The sequence below is a fragment of the Streptococcus sp. 11-4097 genome, assembly GCF_018215285.2.
In the GTDB taxonomy this organism is placed as follows: Bacteria; Bacillota; Bacilli; order Lactobacillales; family Streptococcaceae; genus Streptococcus.
Map to the genome: position 1 here is coordinate 1,797,864 of NZ_CP185262.1, position 22,147 is coordinate 1,820,010.

Below are 22,147 nucleotides of genomic sequence, written 5' to 3' on the forward strand. Positions count from 1 at the left end.
TATCGAATGCCAAACCCTTTATCAATCAGTTTCTATAGATGATTAAAATCTATTTCACATGTTTTGCGAGTTCTTCTTGCGCTTTTTTATTGGATTCTTCTTTTTCTTTCATCCATTTATCTTGAGCTTTTTGGTATTCATCTGCAGTAACTGCCTTGTCTTGAAGTTCAAGGTATTTGTATCGAAGCGGATCGCTTGTCCCCTTGTTACCTGAGAAAGAGAAAGGTAAAGTAAATGGTACCATCTTAGACAAGATTGGACGACCAGTTTTAGAAGTTGTTGGTATGATCAAAGCACTATCTGTCAACCAAGCTTGGGCAGCAGCATATTTTTCATAACGTTTTGTAACATCTGTAGTTTCTTCCCCCGCTTCATTGACCATTTTATCATAATCATTGAGACCAACCTTCTTAGCCGCCTCATTGTCTTTTCCTGAATCAAATCCTAGGTAAGTTCTCGTATTTTCTCCTACAGAAGGCTTGATGATATCAAGATAAGTTGATGGGTCTGAGAAGTCTGGTCCCCATCCAACGTTATCAGAAATATCCCAATCCTCACCAGCAGCAGTTTGTGCAAATAAAGTAACATTAAGCACTTCATCTTTTTGCAATTGTTGAATATCAATAATGACATTATCAGTTCCTAAAGTCGCTTCCAAGGATTGTTTCATAGATTGGACACGTTGAACTTTTGTAGTTGCTGTTTGGTCAACAGGCATATCTAGGTGAATTGGAAATTGCACTCCTTCTGCTTGAAGAGTAGTCTTAGCCTTAGCAAATTCTGCCTTGGCTTTCTCTGGATTATAGAGACCATCTTGGGCATCAGCAAGGTTCACATCCTTCCATTCATCCCCATAAGTCACCAATTTTTCTTTGACCATGTCACCAAAGTTTTTTCCATCTGCTTGGACAAATGTTGGTGGAACAAAGATATTACGTAAGATTTTGCTTGCTCCAGTTTGTCCATTCAACTGAGAAGCATAGGCTGTACGGTCAAATCCAAAGGCAATAGCCTGACGGAAATCCTTGTTTAAGAGAGCCTTTTTAGTTGAAGTCTTTTGTTCTTCACTAGTCTTAGAAGTATATTTATAGGACTGACGGTCAATGTTTGTTCCTACTACATAAGTCGTAGAGTCCTGTTGCGTATAGACAATATTGTCCTTCATCTCTTTCTCAAGTTCTGCGAAACTTGCACTTGTTGGATAGAGACGAGCTGCTGAAAGGCTACCGTCTTTAAAGTTTTCTGCAGGTTTACTAGTATCTTGACCATCCCAGAATGACAATTTAACTTTGTCAATATGGACATTGTCTTTATCCCAGTAGTTAGGATTCTTCGCAAATTCAACAGTAGATTTGGTTACAATGGATTTCAACAAATAAGGACCATTATACAAGATACTGCTTGGATCCGTAGCTTTGGCAAAATCATCCCCTTTTGAGTTCAAAAACTCTTCATTGACTGGTGCTAAGACACCCATTGTTGTTTTAGAATTCCAAAAACTTTCAGGTTTGTTCAAAGTGTATTGGACTGTTTGATCGTCAAGAGCTTTAATCCCAAACTTGAGAGAAATCTTTATTTTCCCCTTTAGCGTATGCATCCAAACCTTTGATTGAATCCTGTACCAAGTATAGGGCTTCTGATTTCTTATCTGTCGCATATTTAAGACCTGTCACAAAGTCCTGAGCCTTAACAGGAGCATACTCTTCTCCCTCAGATGTGTACCACTTGGCATCCTGACGAATCTTATAAGTATAAGTCAAGCCATCTTTAGAAACTGACCAATCCTCTGCCATTGAGGGAACCAAATTCCCAAAGCGATCACTCTCCAATAATCCATCAATCACATTACTAGTAATGTCAGCAGTCGCTGCCTTACCAGTCGTTAAGTAGTTGAGATTATCTGGGTCTGTCTCGTAGGTAAAGGCAAAGGTCTGCTCACCTTTAGCGCCTGATCCTCCAGAACAAGCCGATAAGACGCCAGCTGCTAATAAAGTGACTCCCGCAAGAGCCAATACTTTCCTTGTTTTCATCATATTCTCCTTTGTTTTTCTATCTATTATAGACCCTTTGCAATCTATTGTCAATATATTTTCTGAATTTTCATATTTATTTGTTATTTTCTGACAAAAACGGGGTGTTATTTCATTTTTTTATCTATTTTTAACTATAAGAAAAGAGGGAATCCAGTAACTCCCTCATCTATCTATTTGTGTAATTTTTAGATTCATTAATTTAAAGCTTGTAATGCAGAAAGAAGATAAGAACCTTCACGAATTTTTTGACCTACGGACTTAGCATTTTTGATCAAATCCTGATACTCTTCTTGAGACAAATTGTCCAATACTTCTTCTAAATCAAGTAAACTCTCAACACTAATTCCACACTCTTTTTCTAAGACGAAATTAGCTAAAGCAGATTGCCCCCAGACAATAATAGGAAAACCAGAAGCCAAATAAAGTGAAGCCTTGTGGGAATTATTGTATTTCAAATACTCACCAAATACTCCGCTACAAGTTTTAGAACTATCACCATCCCAAACCAAACCAAAGCTTCCTTCTAATGCTGATGGTAGTTCATCTGGAAGAAATGAACCAAAATAGGTTGCATTTGATAGCTTTCTAGACTCATCAAAACCAACACCATAGAGGTTATATGCCGGTCTTGCAGGCAACTCATATAAGTAACCTGCTTTTTCTTGGGCTAAATTTCCAGCTACAATAATAGCCCCTTCCTTAGATAAATCTTCTTTATCCTGATAATTCGGGATCAGATAGTCAAAAATGCCTAAACTAACTATTTTTTTCTCAGAAATCCCCTTATCAACAAGCACTGATTTCATAACTGGATTATGAGCAATAAGACCATCAGCTTGTTTCAAAAGACTAGACTCTTGAAGATGAACACGAATCTTATGCTTCAAGGGTACTGTATCCAAATTAGCATAGCGCAAAACTTCTAAATCATGGATAATAAAGTGAACCTTCACTCCTTTACGTTGGATTCTTTTGACTAAATGAGTCGTAAAGAAACTATGATGAAGCATAGGAAATTGAATCAGTAGCTGATCCCCTTCCTTCAACTTAGATATAGCCTTGGATAGGGCTTTAGCCTTGTGTCGTTGAGCCTTAATAGTCCCCATTTGATACCAATCATCTACCATCAATAATAAAGGACTATAGCCCTCACGAACTACTATTTCTTCAACATCGTTTCGAGCCTTATTTCCCGCATTTCGTGCACCAGAATCCTTCAAAAATTCTTCTTTTAAATAATATTTCATCGATCAATTTCATCGATCAATTTTATTCTTCATTATCTTATTTAAACTCTTTCTCCACAACCTCAAGAGCACGTTCAATGACTACATGCATGTCGTAGTATTTATAATCGGCCAAACGTCCGCAGAAAATTACTTTATCATTTTGTGCTGCTTCTTCTTGATATTTAGCAAACATGGCATTGTTTCTCTCATCATTGATCGGATAATAAGGCTCATCTCCACGTTTCCAATCAGCTGGGTATTCACGAGTAATAACCGTTTTATCTTGTGTTCCGTACTCAAAATGTTTATGCTCAATAATACGAGTATAAGGAATTTCTCGCTCTGTGTAGTTAACAACTGCATTTCCTTGATAGTTCTCCTCATCAAGAACTTCATGCTCAAAACGAAGACTACGGTATTCTAACTCCCCGTGTTTGTAGTCAAAGTATTGATCAATCATTCCAGTAAAGACAACTTTATTAGCTGATTTTTCCAGCTCTTCACGATTTGCAAAGAAATCAACCCCAAGCTCTACTTCTACATCGCCCAACATGTTTTCAATGATGACGTTATAGCCACCGATTGGAATACCTTGGTAACGGTCATTGAAGTAGTTATTATCAAATGTTAGACGAACTGGTAGACGTTTAATGATAAACGGTGGAAGGTCAGTCGTAGAACGTCCCCATTGCTTTTCAGTATATCCTTTAATCAACTTTTCATAAATATCTGGACCAATCAACTTGATAGCCTGTTCTTCCAAGTTTTTAGGTTCAACGTCCTTCATATGAGCCGTTTGCTCAGCAATCTTATCTTTAACTTCTTGAGGAGTTTTTGTCCCCCACATAGCATAGAAAGTATTCATATTGAAAGGTAGGTTATAAAGGCTACCCTTGTAATTAGCTACAGGCGAATTGATATAGTTGTTAAATTCAGCAAATTGATTAACATAATCCCAGACTTTCTTGTTAGAAGTATGAAAGATATGTGCACCATACTTATGAACATTAACACCTTCTACATTCTCACAGTAGATATTCCCACCAATGTGGTCACGTTTATCAATAACTTTTACTTTTTTTCCACGCTTGGTTGCTTCGTAAGCAAAAATTGCTCCAGACAAACCAGCACCAACGATTAGATAATCGTACATAGTTAACTCCATTATTTCTTAATAATTTGTTTTAGTTCTTTTACATCTACCACTTTCAAAGATAGAATTGTAAAAAGATAAATGATTCCACCAAGCACTGCAAAGACTAGAACATTCAGAGTTGGTGAAAAATGTATAACTGTTTTTGAACCTAGCAGTATACCGTACATGATAGCTGATGCTAGAACAATTTTTGTCATAGATCCGATAATAGGAACTTCTTTTAGGTATCTGCTAGTAAAGTATAATTGTATCGCCCATACTAACGCCTCTGTCAATACAGAAACAATGGCTGCTCCGATATATCCAAGTTTTGGAAGGAATAGTAAATTCAAACCTACACTGATAATGGCAGGAGCTGTTGTTGAAATCATGAATTCTTTATTTTGATTGTGAGGTATCAGCATCTGAATTCCCATGATATTGGTCCAACCGATAAAGAACATACGGAAGATCATAATGGCGATTGCATAACGTGCATCCTGAAAATCTTGACCAAGGAAAAACTGAACAAAATCGTCATTGACAATCAAGATTCCTGCCATCATTGGGAAAATCACTAAATTATAAACGAGGAAGGACATTTCATGCATCTTATTGACTGCCTTATAATCACCTGTCACTAACAAATGAGCGACGCGTGGTAACATAACGCTTCCCAAGGAAGTTACCAAGGTCAGAAGTATATTTACCAACTTTAGAGCCTGATCATAAATCCCTACATCTTTTGTAGAAGCTAATGCTCCGAGCATGGTACGATCAAGCGTAACATACAAGGAAATTGCTACTTGCGGAAGGAACAATAATATGACAGGCTTCACATGATGCCTAGCATATTCTATGTCAAAATGCAGTTTACCGATAAGCTCCTGAGCAGGTAACCACATACTTAGTTGCCCCAAAAGTTCAAATATGGTTAGCAAAAAAACATAGAGATATAGGTCATTTGCAGATTTAACAAAGAGGAAGATTGAAATGACTCCAACGATCTTGACCGTGATATTTCGAACAGTAATCTTTCGAAAATCTTCCAACCCTTGAAAGAGCCAGGAAATGTCTAAACCTTTTGAAACTAAACTCAAGCCTAGAATGTAGGCTACTGGATTTTTCATAACAGGAAGAGTCAGACAAAGAAGAGCATACATGGACATAGAAATAACTGTTGCACCTAATTGCAGAGAGTAGATCCCCCAAAAGTTTTTTTCAATTTCCTTGCGATGTCCTGAAATGACCTTGGTCCCATAGTTAGCAACTCCTAGCGTCGCTAAGAGGATGAAGTAGGTGACAATGGAATTAAAGTATCCGTACGTCCCTAAATCATCCGAAGAAAAGACCCGTGTTACATAGGGAGTCGTAATAATCGGGAGTAAAATCACCAACAGTTGGTAAGATAGATTGTAGGCGTAGTTTTTTAGTACTTTCATCTCAACCTGCCCTATTATAATCAATCAGTGACATTGAAAATCGTGAACGAACATACTTATAATGGGCAATTCTTCTAAACGCTTCTTTCATATTTCCTCTTTCCTACAATTTTTTGACACTTGTTGCAAATTAAATTGGATCTATGTATCATACTATCGTAGCAACAAATACAATTCAGGGCTAAGCATAAAAATAAGGTATTTTAGTTTTAGTTTCAATGATAACTTACTATTCTTTAATAAGTCACTCATTTCGACTCTCAACAACACTTTATCTTTTGAAAAATCTTTTAAGCCTGAGTCAGCTTTTGCACCAATTACTACAAAGCCACCTAATAATTTTTTAGCTTGCAAAGCTTGCTTTAATTCTGGGCTCTGAATGTACTCTCTTTTAATAACTTCCTCATTTTTTGCAACAGCTTTAAAGAAATCATATCTTTTTTCAGTAAATGTTGAACGAACTATACTCCCTTCCCTACGATAGTAATTGTAGGTTTCAAGTGGACTGATCACGATTCTTTCAGCTAAGGCAAGATGTTCTGCTACAACATAAAAATCCTCATAGATTTTCCCGACTGGAAATGGAACGCGCTCCAAGATGCATTTCCGATAAAGTTTTGCACAGGCAGAAACCGTTGCAACTTTGTCATCCAACATTAGTTGTAGAGCCTTTTCTTTTGTAATCACACTCAAGCTTTCATAATCTGACTTCTTAAGATGATGGGAACTATAATCATTATATTTTGAAGTAGCTTTAACCTTTGTTGAAATCAAGTCTGCTTGATGTGTTTCCTGAATTTTCACGATTAACTCTAGAGTATATTCTTCAAGATAATCATCTGGATCTAAAAAGAAAATCCAGTCTGAGCTCGCTTTAGATACTCCAAAGTTACGCGCATCAGATAACCCACCATTTTCTTTGTGGAAAACATGGATATTTTCATATTGCTTTGCATAATCTTCGCATAATAGAGGAGAACCATCTGTAGAACCATCATTTACAAGGATTATCTCAAAGTTTTGATAGGTCTGTTTAATTAAGCTTTCTATCGCATAATGCAGATAGTCTGCAACATTATAAACCGGAACAACGATGCTGATAAACATCCTAAATGCCTCTCTCTTTTTCTTTCTTTTCAGAGTATTTCTTCAAAATCGGATTAAAAATTATCCCCAAAGCAAAGTTAGTCCTATAATTTAAGTAAGACAATCTGTCAAATTTTTTCGTAGGAATATAGTCATATGAACTTTTCTCAATTTTGCTATATAGTTCCTTCAAGAGTGTTTCGGAATCGTTAACCATCCAAGACAAGTCAACCTGCAAACTGATGAGATAAACTAAGGTTTCAGAAACTACTCGGTTTAAAACGGGTTCACTTTCAATTTTTGTAAAATAATCTAGAACTGAATTTGTAACAGTCAAATGATAACCGACATTCCGCTTCATACTCTCGATATTCATACTTTGCTCTGGTCTACCTATGTAGTATTGATAAATATCATAATTCCAATAACTGAAACTATGAACATACTCCAAAGGAAAGAGTGTGTATTGAATATCAACATAAAATGTTTTTTCACTTAAACGAATCTTGTTTTCCGACAAGATTGATGTCTTATAAGTAACCGAGTGCATCGGGATGCGAACGTCCGGAATTCCCTTGTGTTTTTTGCCAATTTCATACTTATCTACGAAGTCATTTCGTACCGTAGTATTGTTATAGACATGCTGCTCTGTAAAATCTGTAATCACCATATCTACATCAACAGTTTCAAGAGTATCTAAAAACTTTTCAAATTCTGATGGAATAACCCAGTCATCCCCATCAATCACTTTAAAAAATTTCCCCTTTGCTTCTTGAATACCGCGATTGATTGTCGAACCATGACCGCCGTTTTCTTTTGTAATGACACGGCCATCTAGCAACGAATCTTTGGCTAGTATCTTTTCTGCTACTAAAGCCGTATCGTCTGTACTTCCATCATTGACAACCAGTACTTCAAATTTATTTTTATAATCCGGGTGTACTTGTTGAAAAGACTCCAGCCCTTTTGAAATGTAGTCCTGAATATTATAACTGGGCATTACAATTGTTAACAAACAATCCTTCATCCTATCTCCTAAATCGTCTCAATTAGTTCAAGCCACTGCTTGAGAATTTTATCTTTATTAAATTTATCCAAATTGTCTTTTGCATGTTCTGAGAAAGACTGTCTCAAAACTTCATCTTCCATCAGTTCAAGCAATTTTTCGCTCAACTTGTCCGTATTATAACACTCAACCAGATAGCCATTAACTCCATCTTCGATAATTTCATTAGGTCCTGTCGGACAACTGAAGCTAACTATAGGAAGATTGTATTGTTGAGCTTCTAACAATACCAAGGGTAAACCTTCGTAACGAGAAGTCATGACATAAATCCCTTTATCTCCATAAATCAAATCCTGATTTTTTTCAAGTCCTTTTATGACTAACTTTTCCTGTAAACCATTTTCGTTGATTAAATCTCTGATTTTGTCTACTTCATCTTGATCGCCGGAACCGTAGATTTCCCAAATCCAGTCAGACCTTTTAGCTAACACTTTTTTCGCGACTTGAACAAGATAATCATATCCTTTTTGATAATCGAAGCGACCTACTGTTACAATTTTCGCTGACTCATCGTTATAAGCTACATTGGAAATACCATCATCTTTCCAATTATAGATGTAATCAATTTTTTCCTCAGAAATACCATATTTTTTTATGTAATTTCTACAATCTTCTTGTGTGAGAGTAATAATCTTGTCTGCAAATTTAGCACCAACATATCTCTGGACTTTTTGAGAAAATTCTCTATTATCCGTAATTGAATTAGTATGATCACACAAAACTACTTTAGTTTGAGTCCCTATTCCTGCAAAAGATAAAAATACATTAGCGGATATCCCTATCCCAAAGGCTACCTCTATCTCATTATCTCTAAAATATTTTTTTAACATTTTTGAGATTTTTAAAATATTCTTAGACAAGCGTACTCTATGGTCAAAAAAGTTGGAGTATTTTACCTGAGAATTGATTTTAAAGAATAAGTCCGATTGCTTTGTTGTAATCCCAATCAAATGAACTTCATACTTTTTTGTAAGTTCGTTTGCTAACGATATAGCAACTCGCTCACCGCCACCAGAGTCATCCAAAATCCATTTCACTAAAGCGATTTTTTTCATGTTTCAACTACTCCCATTCTTCATTATCACCAAGAGATATTATCTTATAGTGATGTTGGTTTCGCTTATCTTCTGGAGGTAACTGCATATAATTCTCTCCATAAATTGCTACTAAATATTCTTTATACTTACGAGGACAACTCAGATCAATCTCTTCAAACTTTAATGATACTGGATCTCCAAAATAATCTGAAGGTACGATTTCTCTAAGTTTATATGCTCCTGTATAATTTCCTGCAAAAGCTTCCTTAAACGAATATTTTTTTAACGTTTGTAAATATTTTTTCTGTGCCCAGTTAAAAGAAATAATCTTTTCAATATTAACAACGTTCGCAAAAGCAATAATTATCTTCTCAATTAATGGTCGATTTTCTTTTTTCTGATTCACCAAACTATTGAATTGCGAGAGTTGAACCATCATCCTAGCGTACAAGTACCTAAAAGAATGAATTTTTTTCTTTAAAACATTAGATGGCATACCATCCAACGGAAAAATGTCTATCCACAAACTTTCTACCAATTCTTCTTTACTATAATTCATGATAATTTTTGTAGAATCATCTCGGATCACAGAGAAAGCTTTTTTGTAGTTTAATGTATCTTCGCTTAAAAACTTGTAGTTTTCTGGCAAAACATTTGAAGCTATTTTTTTAAATTTTTCATAATCTTCTCTTGGCATGCCAATATCGATGTCATCATCCCAAGGTATGAAACCTTTATGACGTACCGCTCCTAGCAAGGTTCCCCCTAGAGCATAGTAGGTTAGGTTATTTTCTTCGCAAATATTAATAAACTCTTTCAAAATAGATAAAATCTTATCTTGAATGATTTTGATATCCGACATACTTTCCTCCTAAGTAAAAGGCAAGTCTGAAAAGAACTGATAAATGTTCTTTAAAAGAAGATCCGTTTTACTATAATCGATAAAATCAAAAGGGAAATTCTTATTATAGAAAAAACCTGTGATAAACGATATACTAAGCAAGCTAAGCTCTAGGCCATAAACTAGGCTACGATTCGATAAGATTTTCAACTGCGCTCGATATGTAAACAATATGAATGAAGAAATTACAATCATTGGCAAGAGTAAAAAAAGATTCCTATCATATATATTTCGAAACGGCACAGACCCCATTGATAATAATGTTAAATAATAAGTCATCTTGACAAAAGATATTTTCCAATCATCAATCTCTTTAATAGTTCTACTCAAAACAAAATATTGAATTAAAAATAAAATCATTAGAACCACACCAATATATAACCTCACTGTTAGAGTAGTATTAAAGAGCTCTGCATACGATGCGTTATCAGAGTAAATATCAATTTTTCTAATAAAAGATTGAAAGAAACTAATACCCGTCCATTCTGCAAATATTGGTGTTAATTTTATTATGATTGGAAAACCCAATAAAACAAGTAAACTCTTTCCTAGCGTAATCTTTTTCAGGTAGAAAAAAATGAATCTCAGAGCAACAAAATAAACAACAGCCGAATGAATGCTTATTGGAACTATGTACCATAGCATCATCCAATTCTTTGTATAATTATATTTCGATTCCAAATACATAATTAACATTATCAGAGAAATTGCCATACAAAATCTCATGCCACTAGTGGTATATCTATAGTTATTTAACAAACAAACTGTAATTAGAATCAGAATATAGGTTAACTTAGAGTAGTTTTTATAGGACTTAAACAAATCAACAACAACATAACCAAAGCTAAAATATGTCACAAACGCTGAAATAAAACTAAGCAAACTATAATGATGAGTATTTCTGACAAAATACATCAATGAAGTAAATACCGGAACAGAACCATAATCATATCTACCAACTCTAAATCCTGATGCAAAAGCTTGAAACATTGAAATAATGTTATCAAAATTAGTTAGTACTTGTGTTGCTCTAAAATGAAACGCTCCATCATCTAATGGATGAGGGATATAACGCAAAGCTATTATAGAAATCGATAAACACGCAAGTACTAAATAAGTTACCGAAAACCTTCTGTCGTTTACTATTCCTACCATGCTTAAAAACAAAGATAAAACTGGGAAGACTAAAAAAATTAAAAAAGTAAGTAATAATAAAATCATGATCTAAAAACTCTGTCCATATTTTTTCCCGAAAAATTTTGCTTGTAAGAAGGATTTTCCTTTTTGAATCAAGTCAATTTTCTCCATATAGATAAACGGTATCTCTTTTACTCGCAAATCTTGTTTCGCAATCCAAACATTAAACAAGCGTTCGCTTACACGTCCAAACAATCTCGCATCAAAAGCCGAATAACCTGTAATATCCAACCGTTTATATAACTCATTAATAATTGGAAATAACCACTCACAATATGCAGCTACATTATCTTTTGACATAATAAACATGTTAAACATATAGCCACTACGTTGTTTCATCACTTTATCAAATGTATCAATATAATCAGGATTTAATTCACTAATGATTTGGCGAGTGACATCTAAATGACCTCCATCATGAGTATGTGCATAGTGAGAATAGAGAGTCTCAATATAGTATTTTCTTTTACAGGGAACAACAACATCATAGTCCAGCATCATTTTTTCGACCTCTGATTTAGATAAAATAATGCTATCCATATTGATTTCTTCACGATAAGCTTGACTCTTAGATGTGAAATAACGACGGTAATGTACCAATCCAAGATAGTCACATTCTAAGTTTTTCCATGCCCAATAAAGTCCAGTTAATTCACAATAATAGGGATTCAAACACGAAATGTTGTCCCCTTCATTGTCACATTGGTATCCTAATTTCTCTTTTCCTTCACTACCAACATGAATAGGTAAATAAAGTTCAGTATCATCTGGCATTGTAAATTTCTTGTGTGTTGCAACGATAATTTTATAATTTTTTGTCATTTTAAAATCCAGTTAAACTTCCTACATTTATTGAAGGTAATTTGCATATATTGACATTCTATTTAATATTTCAATTAAAAAGATTATCAAACTAACAATTAATAAATACTGTTCCTAATTTTAAAAATGAAATCGAATACCAAAGTCATATTATTCGTACTCAATTTCACTTTCTAAATATCACATTCCATAATAGCAAAAACCCTATACTTAATGTGCCCCTTCTCTAGTTAAAACTTGTTTTATGGTTAAAAAGATAATTTTAATATCCAACCAAAATGACTGATTTTTAGGATAATACAATTCCATTTCACAGCGTTCAGGGTAGAACACATCACTTCTACCTGAAACTTGCCATATACCAGTGATACCAGGACGAACAGATAATAAAATTCTACGTTCTTCCTCAGTATACTCGTCTAACTCATTATCAAGAATCGGCCTCGGTCCAATAAGACTCATATCACCTAGCAATAAATTTATAAATTGAGGAAGTTCATCAATACTAGTTTTTCTTATGAAATCACCAATATTTGTAAGCCTTGGATCCTCATCTGGAGGTAATTTATAGCTATTTTTTTTATATTTTTCATACAGTTCTTCATTAAGTTCCAAGATTTCCTCTGCATTTTCAACCATTGATCTAAATTTAATAATTTTAAATTTTTTCCCTCCAAGACCTGCTCTATATTGTGTAAAAAAGATACTTCCCTTATATCCTTTTATTTTGTAAATAATTAAAATAATTAGATAAGAAGGCAGTACTATAAATATAGTTCCAAGAAATCCAATAATAAAATCCATAATCCTTTTAAAACTAATATAGATAACGTTATTCCGTTTCACTTAAAATCCCCTCTCATGTAGTAAACTAAAACAGTTTAAATTCTATGAGATATTTTTATCCCTTTCTCTTCCATAACTACTTCCTTAGTCTATCCCTTATTTTTTACCGTAAGAACCATACTCACCGTAAAAACCATATTTCTCAGCTGAAGTATTGAATTTATTTAATACAACTCCCAAAAATGGCTTATTCGTTTGTTCCAATTGATCTTTAGCCTTGAGAACATCTTTTCTGTTAGCCTCTCCTGCCGCAGTAACTAAAACAGATGCATCACATTTTTGTGTGATAATAGCTGCGTCGATAACGATGCCAATAGGCGCTGTATCAACAATAATATAATCAAAATATTTGCGAAGTGTATCAATCATAGTACTGAAGTTTTCACTTTGCAATAAAGCAGTTGGGTTGGGTGAAATAGACCCAGCTTGAACTACAAATAGATTTTCAACATTGGTATCACATAGACCATGAGATAGATCTGTTGTTCCAGATAAAAACTCTGTCAATCCAGTTATTTTTTCACGTGATTTGAAGACACCTGACATGACAGAATTCCGAATATCAGCATCTACTAACAAGGTCTTATAACCTGCACGTGCGAAGGCCCAAGCAATATTTGTAGAAGTCGTTGACTTTCCTTCACCCGGTTTCACAGAGGTGATAGAAATCACTTGTAAATTATTTCCACTCAATTGTATATTCGTACGCAAGGCATTATAGTATTCTTCCGCTTTTTTGGCCAGATCTAATTTTTTCTGTGCTATTTCTAATGTCGGCATATCTCTCTCCTATTTCAATTTATCCAAATTTGGAACAACTCCCAACAATGCGATTTGCATAACGTCTTCAATATCCTCTGGACGTTTCACTCGTGTATCAACCAGTTCAACGATAAGAACAGCGATAACTGTAAAGACTGTTCCTCCAAGTAGACCTATAATTGTATTTTTACGAATATTTGGAGAAGATGGTGCTGTAGCGGGACGAGCTTCTTCAAGTGTTGTGACATCAGAAACGCGTGTGATACTGATAATCTTTTCAGCAGCTACTTCTCTCAAGGAGTTAGCAATACGACTAGCTTCCTCAGGAACTCTATCATTAACTGAAATAGAAACGATACGGGTATCGACTGGTACAGTTACCTTGACTTTACTAGCCAAAGCTTTTGGTGATAGATCTAATTTCAAATTAGATGTCACCTTTTCCAAAACATCTTGAGACAAAATAATTTCACGGTAGTCTTTAACCAAGTATGATCCAGCTTGCAAGTCTTGGTTTGTCAAACCAGGCTTATCCCCCTGATTACGGTTGACTACATAAATCCGTGTAGTACTAGTGAACTCCGGTTTAACGATAAAAGCACTATAGGCAAAAGCTAAAGCTCCAGCTACAATTGCTACTAATGCAATTAGAATTTTTCTTTTCCAAAAAATTTTAAGCAGGTGAAATACATCGATTTCCATAGTATTTTGTTCTTTCATATTTTCTCCTAAATTATTTGATCCATTATAATTTTCCTAGGGTTCTCTACAAATAGCTCCTCCGCCTTGGCCCTACCATACTTTTTAGAAATAATCTGATAAGCATCCTCCATATAGGGAGGTCTACTATCTAGGTTATGCATATCACTTGCAATGACATGAACCAGGTCTCTCTCCAAAAAATATTGGGCTCTCTTTTTCATGAATTTATAGGTTTCACCAAAGAGCTTAGGTTTTAGAACATGAGAACTATTTACTTGCGTATAGCATCCCATATCAATCAGTTCCTGAACACGTTTTTCATTGTTTTCCAGAGCATCATAACGTTCAATATGAGCAATCACCGGGGTAATCCCCAACATCAAAATATTGCTTAATCCTTTATGAATATCGCGATAGGGTGTATTCATACTAAATTCAATCAAAGCATAACGACTGTTATTGAGAGTAGGAATGCGCTTGTTTTCTAATTTTTCTAGAACATCTGGAGTATAGTATATCTCTGCTCCGTAAGCAATGACCAAATCATCTGCCACTTCTTTAGCAATCTCACGAACCTTTAAAAAATTCGTCGCTATTTTTTCTTCTGGAGTCTCAAACATCCCTTTTCGACGATGGGAAGTCGAAACAATCATCCGAACCCCTTGATTATACGCTTCTCTTAAAAGGGCTTTGCTATCTTCTATAGACTTTGGCCCGTCATCTACATCAAAGACAATGTGAGAATGGATATCAATCATATCATCTTCCCTCCATCACATCTTGTATCGCACTTTTAGCAGCTGCTAAACTACTGTCATCGATTTCCATCATATAGAGGTTACTATCTGGCATAGCATAAGAAGGAAGTCCCATTCGGCCTGTACCTTTGAGGTCTTGAGAGTTGACTTTATAACTGCCACCACTCTCCAATTGAGTATTAACCAAATCCATCATCGTTTCGATAGGCATATTTGTTTGAAGGGAATCTTGCAAACCTTGAAGAATATCACTATAATTTTTCAATGCTTCGGTAGAAGTTAATTTCTGTATGATTGCGACGATCACCTTTTGTTGATTACGACCACGGTCACGATCCCCATCAGCTAAAGAATAGCGCTCACGCACAAAACCAAGAGCTTGCTCCGAGTCAAGATGAACGTTCCCTACAGGATAGAACTTCCCATTTGTATGAGCGGTAAACTCTTGATCATTATAGACATCAACTCCACCAAGGAGGTCAATCAATTTCAAGAAAGTTGTGAAGTTCAAGCGAACATAGTAGTTAATATCAACTCCATAAAGATTTTCCAAAGTATGAATAGAGGAGTCTACTCCATAAATACCTGCATGAGTCAATTTATCTTTTTGATTATTCCCTCCGTCTGCAATCGGAACATAGGAATCTCGAGGGGTTGTTGTCAATAGAATTTTTTTTGAATCTTGATTAACAGTCATCAAAATGTTGACATCTGAACGAGAAACTGAACTAATTGGTCCGTAAGTGTCAATACCACTCACATAGACATTGAAGGATTTGTTCTTAGAAACTTTAGGAGCAGCTACTTCTTTGGTGATATTTTTAGTGTAGATTTTCCTAATTTTTGATGCGTAATCAGGGTATTCAGATTCTATAATATTTTCAAAGACGCTATTTAAGACAATCGCTTTTGCTTCACCTGATACCAAACTCTTATAAGCTGCAAGGTATGAGGTGCTTTGTTCAACCGTCAATTCTTTGCTCTGACTAGTTTTGATATCAGCTATCAATTTTTGAATATTATCATTATCAGTATCCGTAGGTCCTGTAACACTATCTAATTGCGTGACATTATGAACGTCACTATCTTTCAGAACAACAACACTCATTGAGTATTCTGAGTAATTTGACGTAGAATTGATATGACTAGTAAAGCCGACAAATTGTTGCAGTGCAAAAAAAGAAACTGAACTCATTAAAATAGCTAGTGTTAAAAAGAAAATTGTAAACTTTTCTGCTTTTCTATAAATGATCAAAAGCAGACTCGCTAAAGCGACCAAAATCACTACAGTTGCCGTTATGACATTCAGGTATCTAAACGCCAATATATTATGTCTAAAAATCAAGAACAGCAAAAAACCACCCAATAATACATAAATGGTTAATAAAGCTATATTAATGCTCCGCTTAACTTTACCCGAACGGGCTCTTTTTGAACGTTTATTCATAGTTTTCCCCTATATGTTGATTATCAGAATTATTATATCACAATCATGAAATAATTTCCATTTATTCCTTTTTTTATCAGCGTTTTCAATACATCTTCTAAATGCACTCCGAAGGAATAATTGTTTTTTTATAACCTGTATAGTATCTATCGCTTCCTATTTTGACATTCTCGTTTCATAGACAGAGGAATACGAATCAAAAATATAACAAACAAGGTCCCTTACGGAACCTCGCTCATCTTTATTTAACATGATTTTCTGCTTCTTTTTGAGCTTTTTCGATTGCTTTTTTGCTTTCTTGCTCCCATTTAGTCTTAGCTTCTTCAAACTGTTTGGTTGTCACAGTATCTTTTTGCAGTTTCATGTACTTGTAGTTATTGCCGTCACCCTTGATGCCGACTAGTGAATAACCTCTTGTAAATGGCGTTACTTTGGTTACAGATGCTGTTCCACCGCTTGACATAGCTGACATAATCAGAGAATTATCAATCATCCAAGCCTGTGCTTCAGCATATTTTTCATAGCGTTTGGCTACATCTTTATTTTCGCTATCTGCATCTTTGAGCATCTTGGTGTAAGTATCAAGACCCAAGCTAGCAATCTTAGCTTTATCCTCTTGAGCATCTAAACCAAAAATCTTGAGGTAGAATCCATCCTCTGCATTGAAAGGATTGAGATAAGTTGACGGATCTTGGTAATCACCTACCCAACCATCAAAGTTCAAATCGTAGTCTCGATCAGCAGGCGTTGGTGCCAAGAAGGCTACGTTATTAAAATCATCTGTTGACAGTTGCTGAACATCAATGACAATGTTATCAGCGCCTAAAACTGACTCAAGGGTCTGCTTAACAGAGTTCATACCTGTCACGGCATTTTTACTTGTTTGATCAACTGCAACATCCAAGTGAATAGGGAAAGTCACACCTTGACTTGCCAATTCTTTTTTAGCTTCCGCAAATTTTGCTTGGGCTTTTTCTTTGTTAAAGTAGGCATCCTGAGCATCTGCCAAGTTAATACCTGACCATTCTGTGCCATAGTTGACCAATTTAGAAGCGACTACTTCTCCAAAGGTCTTGTCTCCCACTTGGACAAATGTTGGAGGCACTAGAGTGTTACGAAGGGTCTTGCTAGCTGCTTCTTCCCCATTTGACTGGGCAGAATAGGCTGTGCGGTCCAAGGCAAAGTTCACCGCTTGACGGAAGTTTTTGTTCAAGACAGCTGTCTCAGTTGATTTCTTCTGCTCATCTGTCGTTTTCGATGTATGGTTGTAAGCCTTACGGTTGACGTTGAAATTGAAGTACCAAGAAGTCTTGTCCTGCAAGCTATAAACGATATTATCCTTATATTTTTCTTTGGTCTTGGCGAAGTTAGAACTATTTGGATAAACCCCAGCGATTGAATAGGCTCCACTTTCAAAGTTACGGATAGTCAATTCTTGGTCTGAACCATCAAAATATGCCAATTTCACGTGTTCAATTGATACTTTGTCATGATCGTAGTAATGCGGATTTTTCACATACTCGATTGATGATTTTGATGTGAAATCTTTTAACAAATAAGGTCCGCTGTAGAGAATACTATCTGGAGATAAAGTCCCAAAATCTTTCCCTTTCGAGTTTAGAAACTCTTCATTTACTGGGAAAAGGATACTGTTGGTTGTTTTTGAATTCCAGTAAGGTTCTGGGCGTGCCAAAGTATACTCAACAGTCTGGTCGTCAATGGCCTTCACCCCAACCTTAGAAAAGTCAGAATCCGCTCCTGTAATATAATCATTCAAGCCCTTGATCGAGTTTTGAATCAAGTCAATGGCCTGTGATTTATTATCCACTGCATACTTAATCCCTGTCACAAAATCTTGTGCCTTGACTGGGGCGTACTCTTCACCATCAGCCGTGAACCATTTGGCATCTTTTCTCAATTTATAGGTATAAGTCAAACCGTCGCTTGAAACAGACCAGTCTTCCGCCAAAGATGGAACTAGGTTCCCGTGATTGTCATTTTCAAGCAAACCATCAACTAGGTTGGTAATGATGGCTGTATTATCAGCGTAGTAGTCTAATAGGTAGTTAAATGTAGTTGGATTTCCACTAAAGGTTGATGAGTAAGTTTTTGTATCTGAACCTGATTGTCCGCAAGCAGCTAAAAGCAAAGCAGCCGCAAAGGTCAGGCCTGCGCTAAGAACACGCTTTTTTGTATTCATCTTCTTTCTCCTTTATGTTAGTTTTTATAACATAAGTTTATTTTACCAAAATAGTGGGAATTTGTAAAGTTAATTGAATTTTGAGAATGAAAGTTTATAAACTTTAGTCATAAAAAAACAAAGGATTTCTGTCTTTCATACAGTCCTCCCTTATTTTTATACGATTTCATTTTTAAATTTTTCTTTAAAAAATATTTATAGTAATTCCACACAGAAAGCATCCCATGGAGCCAAGATTTGTTTTTCAAAAACTTCTTGAGCCACGGTGTTTTCAATCAAGACTGATTTAACATTTCCTTCTACTGTCAAGTCTTGTTCTTCATTAGACAAGTTAGTAACAACTAGGAAACGACGGTCACCGTCCTTACGGATATAGGCAAAGACCTTGTCAGCTGTATTAAGTAATTCAAAGTCAGCTCGTATCAGCCAGCTGTTCTCCTTGCGTATTTGGACGAGTTTTTGATAAGTATAGAAAATTGAATCTGGATTTGCCAGTGCTTCTTGAACGTTGATGGCTTGATAGTTTGGATTGACTGCTAACCACGGTTGACCTGTTGAGAAACCAGCGTTTTTGCTTTCATCCCATTGCATCGGAGTACGGGCATTGTCACGTCCGATTACACGGATACTGTCCATGATTTCTTCCATCGGAACACCTTTTTCAAGAGCTTCACGCGCATAATTGAGAGATTCAATATCTTCTACTTGGTCCAGCGTCTCAAACGGATAGTTGGTCATCCCAATCTCCTCACCTTGATATATATAAGGTGTCCCTCTCATCAAATGAAGTAAAATTGCAAAGGCTTTGGCAGATTTTTCACGATATTCTTGGTCATTTCCCCAGATAGAGACGATACGAGGGAGGTCATGATTGTTCCAGAAGAGCGAATTCCAACCGTCCTCAACTCCTAACTCTGTCTGCCATTTGTTGAAAATCTCTTTTAACTTAGCGATATTTAGCTCTTTTTGATAGTGCCACTTAGGTTGTCCTTCCTGATACTGAAGACAAATATGCTCAAACTGGAAGACCATGGACAATTCTTTCCCCTTTGGATCAGAGTAAAGTTTAGCGATTTCTGGCGTCGCTCCCCAGGTCTCTCCTACTGTCAAGAGATCTTTGTCGCCAAAGGTCTCCTGATTCATTTCCTTGAGATAGGGATGGAGCATAGGGCCGTTATTGACTACTTTCTCATCAGGAATTTTACCAATCATATCAATGACATCCATACGGAAACCGCCAATGCCTTTATCAATCCAGAAGTTCATCATCTCGTAAATTTTCTGGCGAAGTTTTTCATTCTCCCAGTTGAGGTCAGGCTGTTTCTTGCTGAAAAAATGGAGATAGTATTGACCCGACTTTTCATCGTATTCCCAAGCAGACCCACTAAAGATAGAATCTAAATCGTTAGGCTCATCCCGCCAAATATAGTAGTCTCGCTCAGGGCTATCAGGATTTTCACAGGCCTCGACAAACCAAGCATGTTCATCTGAGGTATGATTGACCACCAAGTCCATGATGATACGAATATCACGTTTCTTAGCTTCCGCGATCAGTTGGTCCATGTCCTCCATAGTTCCGAAAATAGCTGCAATCGCTTGATAATCAGCAATATCATAGCCATTATCATCCATAGGACTGTCATAAACAGGAGAAAGCCAAATCGCTGTAATTCCTAACTTGGCTAGATAGTCTAACTTACTGGTAATTCCTGGCAAATCGCCAATTCCATCTCCGTTGCTATCCATAAAGCTCTTAGGATAAACTTGATAGACTACGGCATTGTGCCACCACTTTTCTTGCATCTTCTTACCTCATTATTTTAATAATCTATAGTCTATGATAGCGCTTTTCAGATTTTTATGCAAGCGTTTGCCTAATCTTTTTGATTCCTTTTTTAACTCCATAGTTTCCTAACTTCCAATTTTTTATTATAATAGAGGTCAGAGGTAAAAAAATGAAAAAACAAGCTTTTAGTTCTGAACAATATTTGAATCTACAGCGCGACCACATTTTGGAGCGCATTAACCAATTTGACGGCAAGCTCTACTTGGAGTTTGGTGGCAAAATGTTAGAAGATTTCCACGCTGCTCGCGTGCTTCCTGGTTATGAGCCTGACAACAAAATCAAGCTCTTGCAAGAATTGAAAGAGCAAGTCGAGGTTGTCATTGCCATTAACGCTAGCAACATCGAGCATTCTAAAGCACGTGGCGACTTGGGCATTTCTTATGACCAAGAAGTTCTTCGTTTGATTGATAAATTCAATGAATTAGGGATTTTTGTCGGCTCCGTTGTCATTACACAATACGCTGGCCAACCAGCTGCAGATTCCTTCCGCAACCAACTTGAGAAAAACGGAATTGACTCTTATCTTCATTATCCAATCAAAGGATATCCAACGGATATGGATCACATCATTTCTCCAGAAGGCATGGGAAAAAATGACTACATCAAAACCAGTCGCAACTTGATCGTCGTAACTGCTCCTGGACCTGGTTCTGGAAAATTGGCAACTTGTATGTCAAATATGTACCACGACCAAATCAATGGTATCAAGTCTGGTTACGCTAAATTTGAAACCTTTCCAGTTTGGAATCTTCCCCTTCATCACCCAGTCAATTTGGCCTACGAGGCTGCCACAGCTGACCTTGATGATGTCAACATGATTGACCCCTTCCATCTCCAAACCTATGGAGAAACCACTGTCAACTACAACCGTGATATCGAGATTTTCCCAGTGCTCAAGCGCATGTTAGAACGTATCCTTGGTAAATCTCCATACGCTTCTCCGACAGATATGGGTGTCAACATGGTTGGTTTCGCTATTACAGATGATGAAGCTGCTGTCGAAGCTTCTAAACAAGAAATCATCCGCCGCTACTATCAAACTGTTCTTGATTTTAAAGCCGAAAAAGTTGGCGAAGCAGCTGTCAAGAAAATCGAGTTGCTTATGAATGACCTCGGCATCACACCAGCAGACCGTAAGGTTGCGGTTGCTGCACGCCAAAAAGCTGAAGAAACTGGCGGACCAGCCCTAGCCCTTGAATTGCCAACCGGGGAAATTGTCACTGGTAAGAACTCAGAACTCTTTGGTCCTACAGCCGCTGCTCTTATCAACGCCATCAAGAAATCAGCTAACATTGTTAAAGAAGTAAAACTAATCGAACCTGAAGTTGTTAAGCCAATCCAAGGTCTTAAGATCGATCATCTGGGTAGCCGCAATCCACGCCTTCATTCAAATGAAATCCTGATTGCACTTGCTATCACAGCTACGGAAAATCCTGATGCTGCTCGTGCTATGGAAGAACTTGGCAACCTCAAAGGAAGCGAAGCCCACTCAACCATCATCTTGACAGATGAAGACAAGAATGTCCTTCGTAAACTGGGTATCAATGTAACCTTTGACCCTTACTACCAATACGACCGCTTGTATCGTAAATAAAGATTTCAACCTCTCCACTCTCGGAGAGGTTTTCTCTCTGTCCC

At 36.3% G+C, this 22,147-nt stretch carries 17 protein-coding genes and 1 pseudogene; 1 reads left to right on the plus strand and 17 read right to left on the minus strand.

Going from position 1 to position 22,147, the window contains the following annotated elements; genetic code table 11:
* Window positions 1-49: 49 nt before the first annotated feature.
* The 17 genes and pseudogenes from KB197_RS08845 to KB197_RS08925 all read right to left on the minus strand — a co-directional run bounded on the left by KB197_RS08845 (window position 50) and on the right by KB197_RS08925 (window position 20,466).
* Window positions 50-2,030 (minus strand): annotated as a pseudogene (locus KB197_RS08845) (peptide ABC transporter substrate-binding protein).
* Window positions 2,031-2,227: 197 nt separating this feature from the next.
* Complete coding sequence (locus tag KB197_RS08850) at window positions 2,228-3,280, minus strand: sugar transferase (protein ID WP_064276685.1); 1,053 nt, start codon at window positions 3,278-3,280, stop codon at window positions 2,228-2,230.
* Window positions 3,281-3,317: 37 nt separating this feature from the next.
* Complete coding sequence (glf, locus tag KB197_RS08855; RefSeq protein ID WP_064276687.1) at window positions 3,318-4,415, minus strand: UDP-galactopyranose mutase; 1,098 nt, start codon at window positions 4,413-4,415, stop codon at window positions 3,318-3,320.
* Window positions 4,416-4,426: 11 nt separating this feature from the next.
* On the minus strand, window positions 4,427-5,839 hold the full coding sequence (locus tag KB197_RS08860) for a flippase (protein WP_064276689.1): 1,413 nt from the start codon (window positions 5,837-5,839) through the stop codon (window positions 4,427-4,429).
* A gap of 153 nt (window positions 5,840-5,992) precedes the next feature.
* Window positions 5,993-6,946: a glycosyltransferase family 2 protein gene (locus KB197_RS08865; protein WP_064276691.1), complete on the minus strand. Its 954-nt coding sequence runs from the start codon at window positions 6,944-6,946 to the stop codon at window positions 5,993-5,995.
* Between the two features lies 1 nt (window position 6,947).
* Window positions 6,948-7,952 (minus strand): glycosyltransferase family 2 protein, encoded by a 1,005-nt coding sequence (locus KB197_RS08870; protein WP_064276693.1) that lies wholly within the window; start codon window positions 7,950-7,952, stop codon window positions 6,948-6,950.
* Window positions 7,953-7,960: 8 nt separating this feature from the next.
* The gene (locus KB197_RS08875; protein WP_064276695.1) at window positions 7,961-9,046 is read right to left on the minus strand and encodes a glycosyltransferase family 4 protein; all 1,086 of its coding nucleotides are present in this window, start codon (window positions 9,044-9,046) and stop codon (window positions 7,961-7,963) included.
* Between the two features lie 7 nt (window positions 9,047-9,053).
* On the minus strand, window positions 9,054-9,890 hold the full coding sequence (locus KB197_RS08880) for a LicD family protein (RefSeq protein ID WP_064276697.1): 837 nt from the start codon (window positions 9,888-9,890) through the stop codon (window positions 9,054-9,056).
* Window positions 9,891-9,899: 9 nt separating this feature from the next.
* The gene (locus KB197_RS08885) at window positions 9,900-11,150 is read right to left on the minus strand and encodes an EpsG family protein (RefSeq protein ID WP_064276699.1); all 1,251 of its coding nucleotides are present in this window, start codon (window positions 11,148-11,150) and stop codon (window positions 9,900-9,902) included.
* A 3-nt stretch (window positions 11,151-11,153) separates the two neighbouring features.
* Window positions 11,154-11,948 (minus strand): DUF4422 domain-containing protein, encoded by a 795-nt coding sequence (locus tag KB197_RS08890; protein WP_064276701.1) that lies wholly within the window; start codon window positions 11,946-11,948, stop codon window positions 11,154-11,156.
* A gap of 210 nt (window positions 11,949-12,158) precedes the next feature.
* On the minus strand, window positions 12,159-12,752 hold the full coding sequence (locus KB197_RS08895; RefSeq protein ID WP_082888152.1) for a sugar transferase: 594 nt from the start codon (window positions 12,750-12,752) through the stop codon (window positions 12,159-12,161).
* A 138-nt stretch (window positions 12,753-12,890) separates the two neighbouring features.
* Window positions 12,891-13,574: a tyrosine-protein kinase gene (locus KB197_RS08900; protein WP_212573599.1), complete on the minus strand. Its 684-nt coding sequence runs from the start codon at window positions 13,572-13,574 to the stop codon at window positions 12,891-12,893.
* 9 nt (window positions 13,575-13,583) lie between these two features.
* Complete coding sequence (gene cpsC / locus KB197_RS08905; RefSeq protein ID WP_070479912.1) at window positions 13,584-14,276, minus strand: capsular polysaccharide biosynthesis protein CpsC; 693 nt, start codon at window positions 14,274-14,276, stop codon at window positions 13,584-13,586.
* Between the two features lie 8 nt (window positions 14,277-14,284).
* Window positions 14,285-15,016, minus strand: coding sequence for a capsular polysaccharide biosynthesis protein Cps4B (cps4B, locus tag KB197_RS08910; protein ID WP_070479913.1), 732 nt, complete (start codon window positions 15,014-15,016; stop codon window positions 14,285-14,287).
* A 1-nt stretch (window position 15,017) separates the two neighbouring features.
* A complete protein-coding gene (locus KB197_RS08915; RefSeq protein ID WP_064276708.1) occupies window positions 15,018-16,463 on the minus strand; it encodes an LCP family protein in 1,446 nt (481 codons plus the stop codon).
* Between the two features lie 241 nt (window positions 16,464-16,704).
* Window positions 16,705-18,663, minus strand: coding sequence for a peptide ABC transporter substrate-binding protein (locus KB197_RS08920; protein ID WP_070479915.1), 1,959 nt, complete (start codon window positions 18,661-18,663; stop codon window positions 16,705-16,707).
* Between the two features lie 195 nt (window positions 18,664-18,858).
* Window positions 18,859-20,466 (minus strand): glycoside hydrolase family 13 protein, encoded by a 1,608-nt coding sequence (locus KB197_RS08925; RefSeq protein WP_064276710.1) that lies wholly within the window; start codon window positions 20,464-20,466, stop codon window positions 18,859-18,861.
* A gap of 152 nt (window positions 20,467-20,618) precedes the next feature.
* Here KB197_RS08925 and KB197_RS08930 point away from each other — a divergent pair, with 152 nt between their 5' ends.
* Window positions 20,619-22,103 carry a DUF1846 domain-containing protein gene (locus tag KB197_RS08930; RefSeq protein WP_064276711.1) on the plus strand — a complete coding sequence of 495 codons (1,485 nt, stop codon included), beginning with the start codon at window positions 20,619-20,621 and terminating at the stop codon, window positions 22,101-22,103.
* Window positions 22,104-22,147: the final 44 nt, after the last annotated feature.